12 protein-coding genes are annotated in these 15876 nt (G+C 60.2%); 7 read left to right on the forward strand and 5 right to left on the reverse strand.

Going from position 1 to position 15876, the window contains the following annotated elements; all coding sequences use genetic code 11:
- Nucleotides 1-31 precede the first annotated feature (31 nt).
- The 7 genes from treC to K5Y35_RS13210 all read left to right on the forward strand — a co-directional run bounded on the left by treC (nucleotide 32) and on the right by K5Y35_RS13210 (nucleotide 9648).
- Nucleotides 32-1681, forward strand: a complete 1650-nt coding sequence (gene treC / locus K5Y35_RS13180) for an alpha,alpha-phosphotrehalase (protein ID WP_222834357.1) — start codon at nucleotides 32-34, stop codon at nucleotides 1679-1681.
- Between the two features lie 106 nt (nucleotides 1682-1787).
- Nucleotides 1788-3011: a maltoporin gene (locus K5Y35_RS13185; RefSeq protein ID WP_123466077.1), complete on the forward strand. Its 1224-nt coding sequence runs from the start codon at nucleotides 1788-1790 to the stop codon at nucleotides 3009-3011.
- Between the two features lie 62 nt (nucleotides 3012-3073).
- Complete coding sequence (ptsP, locus tag K5Y35_RS13190) at nucleotides 3074-5602, forward strand: phosphoenolpyruvate--protein phosphotransferase (RefSeq protein ID WP_222834358.1); 2529 nt, start codon at nucleotides 3074-3076, stop codon at nucleotides 5600-5602.
- A 2-nt stretch (nucleotides 5603-5604) separates the two neighbouring features.
- Nucleotides 5605-5895: a PTS transporter subunit EIIB gene (locus tag K5Y35_RS13195; RefSeq protein ID WP_123466081.1), complete on the forward strand. Its 291-nt coding sequence runs from the start codon at nucleotides 5605-5607 to the stop codon at nucleotides 5893-5895.
- A gap of 117 nt (nucleotides 5896-6012) precedes the next feature.
- The gene (locus K5Y35_RS13200; RefSeq protein WP_123466083.1) at nucleotides 6013-7389 is read left to right on the forward strand and encodes a multicopper oxidase family protein; all 1377 of its coding nucleotides are present in this window, start codon (nucleotides 6013-6015) and stop codon (nucleotides 7387-7389) included.
- Nucleotides 7389-7889 (forward strand): tRNA adenosine(34) deaminase TadA, encoded by a 501-nt coding sequence (gene tadA / locus K5Y35_RS13205; RefSeq protein WP_123466085.1) that lies wholly within the window; start codon nucleotides 7389-7391, stop codon nucleotides 7887-7889. Before K5Y35_RS13200 ends, tadA begins: the two co-directional genes overlap by 1 nt.
- Before the next feature lie 616 nt (nucleotides 7890-8505).
- On the forward strand, nucleotides 8506-9648 hold the full coding sequence (locus K5Y35_RS13210) for an IS481 family transposase (RefSeq protein WP_222833315.1): 1143 nt from the start codon (nucleotides 8506-8508) through the stop codon (nucleotides 9646-9648).
- A 104-nt stretch (nucleotides 9649-9752) separates the two neighbouring features.
- Here K5Y35_RS13210 and cmoB read toward each other — a convergent pair whose 3' ends face one another.
- From cmoB to lon, 5 genes are all read right to left on the reverse strand, one after another.
- Nucleotides 9753-10709: a tRNA 5-methoxyuridine(34)/uridine 5-oxyacetic acid(34) synthase CmoB gene (gene cmoB / locus K5Y35_RS13215; protein ID WP_123466087.1), complete on the reverse strand. Its 957-nt coding sequence runs from the start codon at nucleotides 10707-10709 to the stop codon at nucleotides 9753-9755.
- Nucleotides 10706-11449, reverse strand: a complete 744-nt coding sequence (gene cmoA, locus K5Y35_RS13220) for a carboxy-S-adenosyl-L-methionine synthase CmoA (protein WP_222834359.1) — start codon at nucleotides 11447-11449, stop codon at nucleotides 10706-10708. The genes cmoB and cmoA overlap by 4 nt, the downstream gene beginning before the upstream one ends.
- A 247-nt stretch (nucleotides 11450-11696) precedes the next feature.
- Nucleotides 11697-12332 (reverse strand): lysoplasmalogenase, encoded by a 636-nt coding sequence (locus tag K5Y35_RS13225; protein ID WP_186748215.1) that lies wholly within the window; start codon nucleotides 12330-12332, stop codon nucleotides 11697-11699.
- A gap of 2 nt (nucleotides 12333-12334) precedes the next feature.
- A complete protein-coding gene (locus tag K5Y35_RS13230; RefSeq protein ID WP_123466093.1) occupies nucleotides 12335-12727 on the reverse strand; it encodes a protease inhibitor I42 family protein in 393 nt (130 codons plus the stop codon).
- Between the two features lie 522 nt (nucleotides 12728-13249).
- Nucleotides 13250-15667, reverse strand: a complete 2418-nt coding sequence (lon, locus tag K5Y35_RS13235) for an endopeptidase La (protein WP_261991718.1) — start codon at nucleotides 15665-15667, stop codon at nucleotides 13250-13252.
- Nucleotides 15668-15876: the final 209 nt, after the last annotated feature.

Genomic DNA, 15876 nt, shown 5'->3' on the forward strand with positions numbered 1-15876 from the left:
AGCTGCACGGACTTATTGAAGGAGTTGTGCCATGCAAGACTGGCAGCGTTCGGTGATCTATCAGGTCTATCCGAAGAGTTTTCATAGCCACGCCGGCAACCCGACAGGGGACCTGCTCGGTATCGTCGCCAAGCTCGACTACCTGCAGTGGCTGGGTGTCGACTGCTTGTGGATCACGCCATTCCTGCGTTCGCCGCAACGCGATAACGGCTATGACATCAGCGATTACTACGCCATCGACCCGAGCTACGGCAGCATGGCCGACTGCGAATTGCTGATCGCCGAGGCGGGCAAGCGCGGGATCAAGCTGATGCTCGACATCGTGGTCAATCACACCTCGATCGAGCACGTGTGGTTTCAACAGGCGCGCAGCAGCCTCGACAACCCTTACCGTGATTTCTACATCTGGCGAGATCAGCCGAACAACTGGGAATCCAAGTTCGGCGGTTCCGCCTGGGAGTACGAAGCCCAGACCGGTCAGTACTACCTGCACCTGTTCGACCACACCCAGGCCGACCTGAATTGGGACAACCCCAAGGTCCGCGCTGAAGTGTTCAGGATGATGCAGTTCTGGCGGGACAAGGGCGTGGGCGGTTTTCGTCTGGATGTGATCAATCTGATCTCCAAGCCCGCGGACTTTCCCGAAGACGCCAGCGATGGCCGATGCTTCTATACCGACGGGCCGAATGTCCACGAATACTTGCAGCAGATGCATCGCGAGGTTTTCGAAGGGCACGACCTTATCAATGTCGGCGAGATGTCCTCGACCAGCCTCGAACACTGCATTCGTTATTCCAATCCGCAGTCGAAAGAACTGTCGATGACCTTCAACTTTCACCACCTGAAAGTCGATTATCCGAACCGGCAGAAGTGGGTGCGCGCCGACTTCGATTTCCTCCAGCTCAAGAGCATCCTGTCCGACTGGCAGATCGGCATGCAGGTCGGCGGCGGCTGGAATGCGCTGTTCTGGTGTAACCATGATCAACCGCGCGTGGTCTCGCGCTTCGGCAATGACGGCGAGTACCGCGAACTCTCGGCGAAGATGCTCGGCACCGCGCTGCACTTTCTGCAGGGCACGCCGTTCGTGTATCAGGGCGAAGAGTTGGGCATGACCAATCCGGGGTTCGAGTCGATCGAGCATTATCGCGATGTCGAGACGCTGAACATCTTTCGCCTGCGGCGCGAGGCCGGCAGCAGCGATGCCGACAACATGGCGGCGATCATGCAGAAATCCCGTGATAACGGGCGCACGCCGATGCACTGGGACGCGGGGCCGAACGCCGGTTTCAGCAGTGTCGAGCCGTGGATCGGAGTGCCGGCCAATGCCGCGCAGATCAACGTCGCCAAGCAGCTCGATGACCCCGACTCGGTACTGCATCACTACCGCAATCTGATCGCACTGCGCCGCCGCGAATCGCTGATTACCGAAGGGGTGTACCGACAATTACTGCCCGAACATCCGCAAGTCTGGGCGTATGTGCGTGAAGGCAGCGCCGAGCGTTTGTTGGTGGTGAACAACTTCTACGGGACAACCTGTGAAGTGGAGTTGCCGACGACAGTCATCAGCGAGTCAATGAGCCAGCGCCTGTTGATCAGCAATTATCCGGACGGCCCGTTGCGCAAGCGGCAGGTGGTTTTGCGACCTTACGAGTCCTTCGTCCTGCACCTGATTGATCCCTGACATTTAACTGGAAAAACCAGCTTTCAAAAAACACGCAGAGCACTGCGCGGGGGATTTTTGCGCGCCGAATTCATGCAACCAGACAATAAAAACAATGGGGTGGCTTATGAAAACAACAATAAATCGCAGCCTTGCAGTGGCAGGTTTTTGCCTGGCCTTACCGTCAGCTTCAGAGGCGCTGGAGTTTGGCGGCTACTTGCGCAGCGGTGTCGGCACGTCGGTCAACAGCAGCGGTCAGTCGTGTTTCCAGTTACCGGGCGCGCAGACCAAATATCGCTTGGGTAACGAGTGCGAGCAGTACGGCGAGCTGGAGTTGCGCCAGGACCTGTACACCCTCGACGACGGTTCGGTACTGAGTGTCGACGGCATGGCCTCGCTGTACAACCGCTACGACCGCAGCCCCACCTTCAAGGACGACAACGGTTCGATCCGCTTGCCACAGGCTTATGCGCAGTGGTCGGCGATGCCCGCACTCAACGGTGGTTCATTGTGGGCCGGGCGCCGTTACTACAAACGCAATGACATCCATATTTCCGACTTCTACTACTGGAACCAGAGCGCCACGGGCGGTGGGGTCGAAGACGTGTTGATCGGCGACCTTAAATACAGCTACGCCTTTTCGCGCAAGGACAACCTGTACCAGAAGGACTACATCAATCGGCACGACTTCAACGTCGCCGGGTTCAAGACCAACCCGGGCGGTGAGCTGGAGTTCGGCTTGAGCTATATCGACAAACCCGACAGCCGCGATGCCCATCGGGGCTGGGCGATCACCACGCAACATGTGCAGACGGGTTTTCTCGGCGGCAAGAACAAACTGGCGCTGCAATACGGTGAAGGGCCGGGCACCGGGCTGGGCTATACCGGCAACGTCAAACTGGACGACAGCAACAAGAGTTACCGGATCGTCGAGTTTTTCGACTGGCAGGTGACACCGCGCTTCGGTGGCCAGGTCGAGGCGGTGTACCAGAAAGACATGCGCCCGGACGGTGCCGATCAGAACTGGATATCTCTAGGTGTGCGTCCCACCTATGCGCTCAGCGACCACTTCAAACTGGTGACCGAACTGGGCCACGATCAAGTCGAAGCCCAGGGCGGCACGCGCAAGCTGAGCAAGTTCACGTTTGCCCCGACCTGGTCGCCCAAAGGCCCTGAGTTCTGGGCGCGTCCAGAGGTGCGCCTGTATTACACGTACGCTACCTGGAACGAGGCGGCCAAACGGGCGGCCAACGAACTGGCCAAAGGCTCGGCACTGTCTGATACCGGCGCCTTCGGCAGTGCTCGCCACGGTGCGAATGTCGGATTGCAGGTCGAATACTGGTGGAAATAAGCGATGCTGGTGGAGCGTCGCGCTCCATGAGCACTTCAAAGCATAAAACTGCAGGTGACGTCATGGCCACACCCCAACAATTGCAACTGCTGGCTCCTTTGTCCGGTGTCCTGATGGCGCTGGAGCAGGTCCCCGATCCGGTGTTTTCCGGGCGCGTGATCGGTGACGGCCTGTGCATCGACCCGACCTCGTCGACCCTGTGTGCGCCCATGGCCGGGGTCATCAGTAATGTGCAGGCCAGCGGACACGCCGTGAGCATCACCGACGACCATGGCGTGCAGGTCTTGATGCACATCGGCCTGGATACGGTGAACCTCGCCGGGCAAGGCTTCACCCGTCTGGTTGAAGAGGGCCAACGGGTCACCGCGGGGCAGGCGCTGATCGAGTTCGACGCCGATTACATTGCCCGACATGCGCGCAGCCTGATGACATTGATGCTGGTGGTCAGCGGGGAGCCGTTCACTTGGCTGGTCGCGTCGAGCGGACGGGTCGAAACCGGTCAGCCGTTGCTTGGGCTTGTCAGCGGACAGACGATCAGCGAAGAGCCAGGCGCAGCAGAAACGCCGGCGGTGTTTTCACAGCAGTTGAAACTACCCAACGCCAATGGCCTGCACGCGCGCCCGGCAGCGGTGTTCGCGCAAGCGGCAAAGGGCTTCGCGGCAAAGATTTACCTGCACAAACAGCAGGCTCGGGCCAACGCCAAATCCCTGGTGGCGATCATGGCGTTGCAGACCGCTTTCGGCGACAGCGTGCAGGTCAGTGCGGTGGGCGAAGATGCTGACGCTGCCATTGATGCGCTGACTCGTTTACTGGTTGAGGGCTGCGGTGAAACGGTGACAGCAGTGGCATCTGTCGAGGTGGTTGAAAGCGAGGTTCTGACCCTTCTGCGTGGCGTCTGCGCGTCACCCGGTTCGGCATTGGGCCAAGTGGTGCAGATCAGCGAGCCGGTTTTCGACGTCAGCGAGTTCGGCGGCGGAGCAGGCATCGAGCGTGCGGCCCTCGCCACTGCCCTGGTCGAAGCGGATCTGGCCTTGCAGCATTTGCGCGACAGCGCCGCTGGCGAGGCCGAAGCCGAGATCTTCAAGGCGCATCAGGAACTGCTCGAAGATCCGGGACTGCTCGACCAGGCCCAGGCGCTGATCAGTGAGGGCAAAAGCGCGGCGTTCGCCTGGCGCGCAGCCACTGAAGAAACCGCAGCGATGTTTCGCCAGTTGGGCAGTGCGCTGCTGGCCGAACGGGCAGCGGATCTGACCGATGTCGGGCGCCGGGTGCTCAAGTTGCTGCTGGGGATTGCCGAGCAGGCGCTGGCGTTGCCGCAAGACAGTATTCTGATCGCCGATCAGCTAACTCCGTCGCAGACCGCTGGCATCGATACCAGCAAAGTACTGGGGTTCGCTACGGTCGGCGGCGGCGCGACCAGCCACGTGGCGATTCTCGCTCGCGCCTGTGGTCTGCCGTCGATCTGCGGGGTGCCGGTGCAAATGCTCGCACTGTGCAACGGCACCCCGGTATTGCTTGACGCCGACAAGGGCGAATTGCATGTGCATCCCGATCCTGCGGCCGTCAGCCAATGGCAGGCACGGCACGCGCAACAGCGTCACCGCCATGAACATGAGCTGGCCAATGCAACGCTCGCGGCACGGACCCGTGACGGGCATCACATCGAGGTGTCGGCCAACGTCGCCTCATTGTCTGAGACCGAGCAGGCAATGGCCCTGGGCGGTGCGGGCGTCGGCCTGCTGCGTTCGGAATTTCTCTATCTGGGCCGCAATCACGCACCGAGCCATGACGAACAGGTCGCCACCTACAGCGCCATCGCTCGCTGTGTCGGACCTGCGCGCAATCTGGTGGTGCGCACCCTCGATGTCGGTGGCGACAAACCGCTGGCCTACGTGCCCATGGACAGCGAAACCAATCCGTTCCTCGGCGTGCGCGGTATTCGTTTGTGCCTGGAGCGCCCGCAGTTATTGCGTGAGCAGTTCCGGGCCATGCTCGGCTGTTGCGATCTGACGCATTTGCACATCATGTTGCCGATGGTCACGCAACTGTCGGAACTGCGTCTGGCGCGGCAGATGCTCGACGAGGAAACTCTCGCACTGGGGCTAACGCAACGGCCGAAACTGGGGATCATGATCGAAGTGCCGGCAGCGGCACTGATGGCGGACCGGTTTGCGCCTCTGGTGGATTTCTTCTCGATCGGCACCAATGACCTGACGCAATATACCCTGGCGATGGATCGCGATCACCCGCGCCTGGCCAGTCAGGCCGACAGTTTTCATCCCTCGGTACTGCGCTTGATCGCCATGACCGTGAAGGCCGCGCACGCCCATGGCAAATGGGTCGGCGTGTGCGGGGCGATGGCCTCGGAGCGTCTGGCGGTGCCGTTGTTGCTGGGGTTGGGGGTGGATGAGCTGTCGGTGAGCGTGCCGATGATTGCGCCGGTCAAGGCGACGGTGCGCGAGCTGCAGTTGGCCGAATGTCAGATCATCGCCCAACAAGTGCTCGGTCTGGAAAGTGCCGGGCAGGTGCGCGAGGCGCTGCAGCTGTTTCACGAGGCAACCGTCGATACTTTGCGGGTTCTGGAGAACTGAAGATGTTGGATAAATTGCAGAAGGCATTCTGGAAGGCCCTGACCCCGGATCTGGTAGTAGACACGCCCGATGCGCCGGCCGAGCCGAGCGAAGGATTAAGCGCGGCCATCGTCGCGGCACTGGGCGGTGTGGATAACCTCCAGTCGCAGCAACCACTGGCGTTGACGCGGGTGCGGGTTGTATTGCGTGACGTGTCGGGCATTGATCAACAGGCTTTGAGCGCTGCCGGGGTCGCGGGCGTGATGCCCTTGGCGGACGGTGTGGTGCATCTGATTACCGGGCTGCGTCCTTAAGCCGGTCAGGGGCGTGCGGCCTCAGGTCGCCCTTACTGTTTCTCATCCGCAGGTGTATCGTATTCGCCTTTTACGGGCCTGCCGGGTCCGATGCTGATACGTGAGGTAGTTGAGTTCATGTCCTTTACCCGTCGCCAAATCCTCGGTGGCCTGGCCGGTCTTGTTGTCGTTGGTGTCGGAGCGGGGGGCGCGTCGCGTTATTGGCTGGGCAAAATGGCTGACGCTGAAGCGGGCCATGACTACGAGTTGATTGCCGCGCCCTTGGACGTTGAGTTGGTGCCGGGGCACAAGACCGAGGCCTGGGCGTTCGGCCCGTCGGCACCGGGCACCGAGTTGCGCGTGCGTCAGGGCGAATGGCTGCGGGTACGGTTCATCAACCATCTGCCGGTGGCGACCACCATCCACTGGCACGGCATCCGCCTGCCGCTGGAAATGGACGGCGTGCCATACGTCTCGCAACTGCCGGTACTGCCGGGCGAATACTTCGACTACAAATTCCGCGTGCCGGACGCCGGCAGCTACTGGTATCACCCGCACGTCAGCAGCAGCGAAGAACTTGGCCGGGGATTGGTCGGACCGCTGATCATCGAAGAGCGCGAGCCGACCGGTTTCAAATACGAAAAGACCTTGAGCCTGAAGAACTGGCACGTCGACGACGAAGGCAATTTCGTCGAATTCAGCATTCCCCGTGAAGCGGCCCGTGGCGGCACGGCAGGGCGGCTGTCGACGATCAATGGCGTGCCGTTGCCGGTGATCGAATTGCCGGCCGGGCAGATCACGCGTGTGCGCCTGCTCAATCTTGATAACACCCTGACTTATCGCATCAACATTCCCGGCGTCGAAGCGCAGATCTACGCGCTGGACGGCAATCCGGTCGAGCCACGGCCGCTGGGCAAGGAATACTGGCTCGGCCCCGGCATGCGCATTTGCCTGGCGATCAAGGCTCCGGCGGCCGGTGAAGAGTTGTCGCTGCGTAACGGCCCGGTGCGTCTGGGTACCCTGCGCTCGGTGGCCAACAACGATGCGCCGACCGAGTGGCCGAAGGCCTTGCCGGCCAACCCGGTGGCCGAGCCGGACCTGGCCAATGCCGAGAAACTCAACTTCAATTTCGAATGGGTCGGGTCGGTGTCGGTCAACGTCGACAACGGCAAGCCGCCGAGCCTGTGGCAGATCAACGGCAAGGCCTGGGACATTACCGACAAGACCTGCGCCGACCGGCCGATTGCCAGCCTGAAACTCGGTCAGAGCTACATCTTCGAGCTGAAGAACATGACCCAGTACCAGCACCCGATTCACCTGCACGGCATGAGTTTCAAGGTGATCGCCTCGAACCGGCACAAGATCATCCCGTACTTCACCGACACTTATCTGCTGGGCAAAAACGAGCGCGCGCAGGTGGCGCTGGTGGCCGATAATCCTGGGGTGTGGATGTTCCATTGCCATGTGATCGACCACATGGAAACCGGCCTGATGGCCGCCATCGAGGTGAAGTGATGCGCCAGATTCGCCCCGCCGCGATCATCGACCGCAGCCGTGACCGCGACTTCATGCGCGAAGCCCTGGACCTCGCCGCCCAAGGTGCAGCGCTCGGCGAAGTGCCAGTGGGCGCGGTGCTGGTACAGGACGGTGAGATCATCGGTCGCGGTTTCAATTGCCCGATCACCACCAGCGACCCCAGTGCCCACGCGGAAATGGTCGCGATCCGCGCCGCCGCCCAAGCGGTGGACAACTATCGCCTGCCGGGCAGCACGCTGTATGTGACGCTGGAGCCGTGCAGCATGTGCGCCGGGCTGATCGTGCATTCGCGCGTGGCCCGGGTGGTGTATGGCGCACTGGAACCGAAAGCGGGGATTGTGCAGAGTCAGGGGCAGTTTTTCACCCAGGGCTTTTTGAATCACCGGGTGTTGTATGAAGGCGGGGTGTTGGCGGAGGAGTGTGGCGCGGTGTTGACCGAATTCTTCCGCGCCCGAAGAGCAAAAAGCCCCTCACCCTAACCCTCTCCCGGAGGGAGAGGGGACTGACCGAGGTGATTGGCAGAGCTATGGCGACCAAGATATCGAGTTGAACTCAGATCTTGAAAAGCCCAAAGATCGGCCCCCTCTCCCGGAGGGCGAGGGGACTGACCGAGGTGATTGGCAGAGCTATGGCGACCAAGATATCGAGTTGAACTCAGATCTTGAAAAGCCCAGAGATCGGCCCCCTCTCCCGGAGGGAGAGGGGACTGACCGAGGCGATTGGCAGAGCTATGGCGATCAAGATATCGAGTTGAACTCAGATCTTGAAAAGCCCAAAGATCGGCCCCCTCTCCCGGAGGGAGAGGGGACTGACCGAGGTGATTGGCAGAGCTATGGCGATCAAGATATCGAGTTGAACTCAGATCTTGAAAAGCCCAAAGATCGGCCCCCTCTCCCGGAGGGAGAGGGGACTGACCGAGGTGATTGGCAGAGCTATGGCGACCAAGATATCGAGTTGAACTCAGATCTTGAAAAGCCCAAAGATCGGCCCCCTCTCCCAGGGGAGTGTATGTACCGGACACATGGTGGACAGGTGTTCGGAGACATGGTGGACACTTTTTAATAGGCACATTGCTCATCACTAAGGAGATGACCTGTGTCTTGGGAAGAGGTGTCCACTGTGCAGCTTCGTTCAGAATTCGTGCTTTTGGCTCGGCAAGAAGGGGCCAATGTCCGGCAGCTTTGCCGTCGATTTAATATCAGCCCAAGCACCGCCTATAAATGGCTTAACAGGTTTGAAAACCTGGGTGCAGAAGGACTGAACGATCAGTCTCGACGACCGAAGACATCACCCAAGCGATGTGCTGATGAGGTTGAACAGCAGATTTTGACCGTGAGTCAGGAGTACGCGGCCTGGGGCGCTCGCAAGCTCAAACGTGTGTTGGAAGACAACGGCTTAGTGATGCCTTCGGTCAGTACCGTGCATGCGGTTTTACAGCGTCATTCACGCGTTGATCCAAAGGCCGCCGAGATCAAACCGTTTATCCGTTTTGAGCATGAAGCGCCCAACGATCTTTGGCAGATGGACTTCAAGGGGCATATCAGTCTGGGTCAGGGGCGTTGCCATCCGTTGACGATACTGGACGATCATTCGCGGTTTTCACTGTGCATCGCGGCGTGTATCAATGAGCAGCGCGACACCGTCCAGGAGCATCTGGTCCGGGCCTTTCGGCGCTATGGCCTGCCTTTGCGCATGACGATGGACAACGGCTCTCCATGGGGTGATCAGACAGGCGTTTATACCGCGCTGGAGGTCTGGCTGATGAGTCAAGGCATCAAGGTCGGCCACTCTCGACCTTATCATCCGCAAACCCAAGGAAAGCTGGAACGCTTCCACCGCAGTCTGAAAAATGAAGTTCTCCAGGGTCAGCACTTTAACGATCTCAACAGCGCGCAACGGGCGTTTGATATCTGGCGTGATATTTACAACCAGAAGCGCCCGCATCAAGCGCTGGACATGCAGGTTCCTGCTACTCGGTACAGCAGCAGCTCAAGGGAATATCAGGAGCAACCCGCAGCGCCGGAGTACGACGATGGTGATGTGGTCAGGAAGGTTCAGGTAAAGGGCGAGATCTACTGGAGGAACCGTGAATACACAGTCGGGAAAGCTTTTTACGGGAAGTCAGTAGCTATCCGGGAAACGACGGAGGACGGCATCCACGATGTCTACTGGAGTAGACATCGCATCGCCCGAATCGACTTGAACTTGCAGATCGTTACAGCAGGTAAGAAGATCTAAAACCGTCCACCATGTCTCCGAACATGTGTCCACCATGTCTCCGGTACATACAGGGAGAGGGCTGGGGTGAGGGGTGAGTTCACCGCGGTGTTAGAGAGGTTGGATTACTTCTTCGCGACAATCACAGCACGCATCGGCGCCGGCAGGCCCTCGATGGTTTTGCTGTGGTCTTCGGGATCAAGGAAGTCGCTCAGCGACTGGTACTTCATCCACTCGGTGCCGCGCTGCTCTTCGACCGTGGTGGTGCTGACGTCCACACATTTCACATCGGTGAAACCTGCTCGGCGCAGCCACAATTCCAGCGCCGGCACCGACGGCAGGAACCACACGTTACGCATCTGTGCGTAACGGTCTTCCGGCACCAGCACCTGATGCTTGTCGCCTTCGACCACCAACGTTTCCAGTACCAGTTCGCCGCCCTTGACCAGGCAGTCCTTCAGCGCCAGCAAATGTTCGATCGGCGAACGACGGTGGTAGAACACACCCATGGAGAACACCGTGTCGAAGCCTTCGAGGTTCGGCGGCAGGTCTTCGAACGGGAACGGCAGGTGCCAGGCGTTCGGCTCGGACAGATAGCGCTGTACCGCCTGGAACTGGCAGAAGAACAGCCAGTTCGGATCGACACCGATCACGCTGTCCGCGCCGGCGCCGAGCATGCGCCACATGTAATAACCGTTACCGCAACCGACATCGAGGATGCGTTTGCCCTTCAAGTCGAGGTGCGGCGAGACGCGTGACCACTTCCAGTCCGAGCGCCATTCGGTGTCGACGTGCACGCCGAACAGGTCGAACGGGCCTTTGCGCCACGGCGACAGGCCCATCAGTGCGGTCCGCATCTGCGCGCGGGTTTCATCGTCGCAGTCGGTGTCGAGTTTCAGACCGTTGAGCAGGTCGACTTCGCTTGGCTGGATCTTCGGCAGGGCGTCCAGCGCACTTTGCCAGCGCTCCAGATCGCCGTGACCTTTCTCCATTTTCTTGTCGAGTTGCACTTGCAGGGTGCTGGCCCATTCGGCCAGCGGTGTGCCGGCCAGACGGCGGGCGAGGGGGGACAGATCAATCATGGCAAGGCAATCAACGAGGCAAAGTTAAGACACTGGAACCACGGCACGACTTTCGAGAACCCGGCGGCCAGCAGGCGGTCGCGGTGTTCTTCGAGGCTGTCGGGCTTCATGACGTTTTCGATGGCGCTGCGCTTCTGGGCAATCTCCAGTTCGCTGTAGCCGTTGGCGCGTTTGAACGCGACGTGCAGATCGGTGAGCAGCGCGTGCTCTTCGGCATCGTTGAAGCGCAGTTTTTCCGACAGAATCAATGCGCCGCCGGGCAGCAAAGATTGGCGGATACGCGAGAGCAACGCGGTGCGCTGTTCCGGGGCAATGAATTGCAGGGTGAAATTCAGCGCCACCACCGAAGCAGGCTGGAAATCGAGGGCGAGGATGTCGCCTTCAATCACTTCGACCGGCAGCAACTCCTGGAACATCGAATTCTGGCCGTTGAGGTATTCGCGGCACCGCTCGACCATCGCCGCCGAGTTATCCACAGCGATCACCCGGCAACCGTCGGTGCGAACATGGCGGCGCAGCGCCTGAGTCACCGCACCGAGCGACGCGCCAAGGTCGTAGAGCACGCTGTTCGGCTGGGCGAATTGCGCGGCGAGCACGCCGAGGTTTTCGACGATGGTCGGGTAACCCGGCACCGAGCGCTTGATCATGTCCGGGAACACCCGCACCACGTCTTCGTTGAAGGCGAAGTCAGGCACCTTGTCCAGGGGCTGGGCGAAAATGCGATCGGGTTCTTTGCTCACGGCGGTTTCCGGCGGTGTCGGTGGAAAAGGCCGGCATTTTAGCCAAACTGGCGCGGGGATGCGCGGGTTGTCTGATAAAGCACCGCACACAAACCTGAAGCACACACGTGTGGCGAGGGGATTTATCCCCGCTCGGCTGCGAAGCAGTCGTAGAACCTGTGCATGCGATAGGTCTGATACACATTGCTGGCAGGTTTTAGGGGCCGCTTCGCAGCCCATCGGGGATAAATCCCCTCGCCACAGTTATTCAGCGTTTGGTCTGGGAGAAGGCGGAGGCCGCAATGCCCCACTGGCCCAGCCAGTAGCTGAGGATGATGACGTACGGCGCAGCGTGAAATGGCGACACAAAACGGTCAATGCCAATCACGCTGTCCGAGAACACAAACGCCAGCGCACCCCCCGCCGCCAGTAGCGCCGAACGCTTGGGCACATCGGTTCCGAGACGAGCGAGGGCACGCCAGAGCATTGCGCTGATCGCCGTGCCGTAAACGATCACCGGCACCAGCAACGGCCCCAGACCGCTGGAAATCAGAAGTCCCAGCAATACCGCGCCAACTCCGAGGGCGAGCACCAACGGCAACACCGCCAGACGCTTGCAGTCACTCAGATAAGCCTTCAGATAAGCCAGATGCGCGACCAGAAACGCACCGAGGCCAAACACAAACAGGTCTCCCGGCCACGCCAGCAACACGTCACCGAGCAGTGAGAAAATCAGACCCAGGCTGATCCAGCGCCGATAGTCACCGGGCGGCGCATCGTGCAACCAGCCGAGCAGCGCCAACACCGGCAACGGTTTGACCAACAGGCAGAGCAGCGCCGCATGGGTACTCAGGCCGTAGAGATACGTCACCGCGCCCATCAGCGCCAGAATCAGCCAGCCCACGATCAGTTCACCGAGATCGCGCAGTCAAAGGTTTCCACCGGCAACACTTCCGGAGCCCACGGCTGTTGCGAGGTCAGGCGCAAGCGCCCGGTGCCGGGAGCGAAGGCCTGAAAGCGCCAGGTCGACAGGCCGGCCGCACCGACGACGCCGGCGTCTTCTGGATTGCTGTAAACCTCGGGGCTCAATGCACGCAGCACGCCACCGGCCGAATCCTGAATGGCCCAGCGATAGCCCGTGGTCGGGTTGCTTGGCAGCATCACAATCAGGTTTTGCCCGTTGGTGAGCCGGACCGGGCACTCGCTTTGTTTTTCCACGGTCACGTTGTGTTTCGGCTGCGTGGCACACGCGGCCAGCAACGAAAGGGCGAGGGGGATAAACAGGCGAGTGGGGGACATAAGGTCAGCAGCTCCGGCGTTGGTGACGAACGGCGAGCATAACTGAAGATGAGACAAAGTGTGACAACGCCAAGCCCTCACCCTAACCCTCTCCCAGAGGGAGAGGGGACTGACCGAGGTGTCTTGTGTCATACATCGACCTGAAAAACCGAGTCGATTATGGATTCAGCGAAGTACTTTCAGGTCGGCGTAACCCTGAAATATCTCTCGGTCGGCCCACTCTCCCCAGAGGGATAGGGGACTGACCGAGGTGTCTTGTGTGATACATCGACCTGAAAAACCGAGTCGATTATGGATTCAGCGAAGTACTTTCAGGTCGGCGTAACCCTGAAATATCTCTCGGTCGGCCCACTCTCCCCAGAGGGAGAGGGGACTGACCGAGGTGTCTTGTGTCATACATCGACCTGAAAGATCGAGTCGATTATGGATTCAGCGACATAGCTTCAGGTCGGCGTACTTCTGCAATATTCCGCAATTAGCTCCCTCTCCCTCCGGGAGAGGGCTGGGGTGAGGGGCTTTCTGTCAGAACAGGATCTTCGCCACATCCGCAAACTTCTTGGCGAAATGCACAGTAATCCCTTCCTTCAGATAATCCGGCAATTCCTCAAAATTACCCCGGTTTGGCTCCGGCAGGATCAATTCGAAAATCTTCTGCCGCCGCGCTGCAATCACCTTCTCGCGCACCCCGCCAATCGGCAGTACATGCCCGGTCAGCGTCAGTTCGCCGGTCATTGCCACGCCTTTTTTCGGCGCCTGATTGCGCGCGAGCGAGAGCAAAGCACTGGCCATGGTCACGCCGGCGCTCGGGCCGTCTTTTGGTGTGGCGCCTTCCGGTACGTGCAGGTGGACGAAGGCTTCGTCGAAGAACTTCGGATCGCCGCCGAACGACTTCAGGTGCGAGCTGACGTAGCTGTAAGCGATCTCCGCCGACTCCTTCATCACATCGCCCAGTTGCCCGGTGAGTTTGAACCCGCGATTGAGCGTGTGAATCCGCGTGGCTTCGATCGGCAGGGTCGCGCCGCCCATGCTGGTCCAGGCCAGACCGGTAATGACGCCGGTGCCGGACAACACTTGTTCATTGCGAAATACCGGATGACCCAGCGACGCTTCAAGGTCTTTCGGCCCGAGTTTGATCACCGCTTTCGGGTCGTCGATCAGCTTCATCACCGCTTTGCGCACCAGTTTGCCCATTTGCTTTTCCAGTTGGCGTACGCCGGCTTCACGGGCATAACCGTCGATCAAGGCCTTGAGCGCGCTGTCGCTGATGCTCAGGCTGCCCTTGGACACGCCGGCCTTTTCCAGCAGTTTCGGCCACAGGTGACGCTTGGCGATGGCGACTTTTTCTTCGGTGATGTAGCCCGACAGGCGAATCACTTCCATCCGGTCCAGCAACGGGCCGGGAATCGAATCGAGGGTGTTGGCGGTGCACACGAACAGGACTTTCGACAGGTCCATGCGCAGGTCCAGATAGTGATCGAGGAATTCGACGTTCTGCTCCGGGTCGAGGGTTTCCAGCAGCGCCGAGGCGGGGTCGCCCTGGTAGCTCTGGCCCATCTTGTCGATCTCGTCGAGCATGATCACCGGGTTCATCACTTCGACGTCTTTCAGCGCCTGGACGAGTTTGCCCGGCTGCGCGCCGATGTAGGTGCGGCGGTGGCCCTTGATCTCGGCTTCGTCGCGCATGCCGCCGAGGCTGAAGCGGTAGAACGGCCGGCCGAGGGATTCGGCGATGGATTTGCCGACGCTGGTCTTACCCACGCCCGGCGGGCCGACCAGCAGCACGATGGAGCCGCTGATTTCGCCTTTATAAGCACCGACCGCGAGGAATTCGAGGATGCGGTCCTTGATGTCGTCGAGGCCGGCGTGGTGTTTGTCGAGGACTTTGCGTGCGTGCTTGAGGTCGAGTTTGTCCTCGCCGTACACGCCCCACGGCACCGACGTCGCCCAGTCGAGGTAGTTGCGGGTGACCGCGTACTCCGGCGAGCCGGTTTCGAGGATCGACAGCTTGTTCATTTCCTCTTCGAGGCGTTTCTGCACCTGCGCCGGCAGGACTTTGCCTTCCAGGCGCTGCTCGAACTGTTCGAGGTCGGCGCTGCGGTCGTCCTTGGTCAGGCCGAGTTCCTGCTGGATGACCTTGAGTTGCTCTTTAAGGAAGAACTCGCGCTGATGCTCGCCGATCTTGCGGTTAACTTCGGCGGAAATCTCTTTCTGCAGGCGCGCGACCTCGACTTCCTTGCGCAGCATCGGCAGGACTTTTTCCATGCGCTTGAGCATCGGCACGCAGTCGAGCACTTCTTGCAGCTCATTACCTGTCGCCGAAGTGAGGGCGGCGGCGAAGTCGGTCAGCGGTGACGGGTCGTTGGGGCTGAAGCGGTTGAGATAGTTCTTCAGCTCTTCGCTGTACAGCGGGTTGAGCGGCAGCAGTTCCTTGATCGCGTTGATCAGCGCCATGCCGTAGGCCTTGACCTCGTCGGTCGGCTCGGTCGGCTGATGCGGGTATTCGACTTCCACCAGGTACGGCGGGCGATGGTGTTTGAGCCAGGTCTTGATGCGCACGCGGCTCAGGCCTTGGGCAACGAACTGCAGTTTGCCGTTCTCGCGGCTGGCGTGGTGGACTTTGACCAGCGTGCCGTATTGCGGCAGGGCGCCGGTGTTGAAGTGGCGCGGGTCTTCCTGAGGGGTGTCCATGAAGAACAGGGCCAGCGAGTGGTGTTCGGATTTGCTGACCAGTTCGAGGGTTTCGGCCCAGGGTTCTTCGTTGACGATGACCGGCAGGACTTGCGCCGGGAAGAATGGCCGGTTGTGGATCGGGATGATGTAGACCTTGTCCGGCAGGTTCTGGCCGGGCAGGGCGAGGCCTTTGCCGGAGGAGGTGTGTTCGATGTGCTCGGCTTCGGTGTAGTCGTCTGGGTTTTCCGGGAATTCTTGCTGGTCGCTCATGGGGCACCTGCGCAATGGGGTATGGGTCTTAGATGGGGCAGGCTTGGGGTGGTTTCAATGGGGGGGGTGTTTCTGTTTGTGTGTTCAGGGTTTTGACAGGGTTTCTCTGCACCTGGCGATCTTCTGAACGCCGCCCGCGAGGCGTTTGCACCCCTTGGGCTGGGCCTGTTCAGTACGGCGCAGAGCGGCCGCATCCGACTGTAAAAAAC

The organism is Pseudomonas sp. SC3(2021) (assembly GCF_019856535.1).
GTDB classification, from domain to species: domain Bacteria; phylum Pseudomonadota; class Gammaproteobacteria; order Pseudomonadales; family Pseudomonadaceae; genus Aquipseudomonas; species Aquipseudomonas monsensis.

Bases quoted from the DNA above. Each gene is read 5' to 3' on its own strand.
- treC (WP_222834357.1), top strand. From the start codon at position 32: ATGCAAGACTGGCAGCGTTCGGTGATCTATCAGGTCTATCCGAAGAGT.
- K5Y35_RS13185 (WP_123466077.1), top strand. From the start codon at position 1,788: ATGAAAACAACAATAAATCGCAGCCTTGCAGTGGCAGGTTTTTGCCTG.
- ptsP (WP_222834358.1), top strand. From the start codon at position 3,074: ATGGCCACACCCCAACAATTGCAACTGCTGGCTCCTTTGTCCGGTGTC.
- K5Y35_RS13195 (WP_123466081.1), top strand. From the start codon at position 5,605: ATGTTGGATAAATTGCAGAAGGCATTCTGGAAGGCCCTGACCCCGGAT.
- K5Y35_RS13200 (WP_123466083.1), top strand. From the start codon at position 6,013: ATGTCCTTTACCCGTCGCCAAATCCTCGGTGGCCTGGCCGGTCTTGTT.
- tadA (WP_123466085.1), top strand. From the start codon at position 7,389: ATGCGCCAGATTCGCCCCGCCGCGATCATCGACCGCAGCCGTGACCGC.
- cmoB (WP_123466087.1), bottom strand. From the start codon at position 10,709: ATGATTGATCTGTCCCCCCTCGCCCGCCGTCTGGCCGGCACACCGCTG.
- K5Y35_RS13230 (WP_123466093.1), bottom strand. From the start codon at position 12,727: ATGTCCCCCACTCGCCTGTTTATCCCCCTCGCCCTTTCGTTGCTGGCC.
- lon (WP_261991718.1), bottom strand. From the start codon at position 15,667: ATGAGCGACCAGCAAGAATTCCCGGAAAACCCAGACGACTACACCGAA.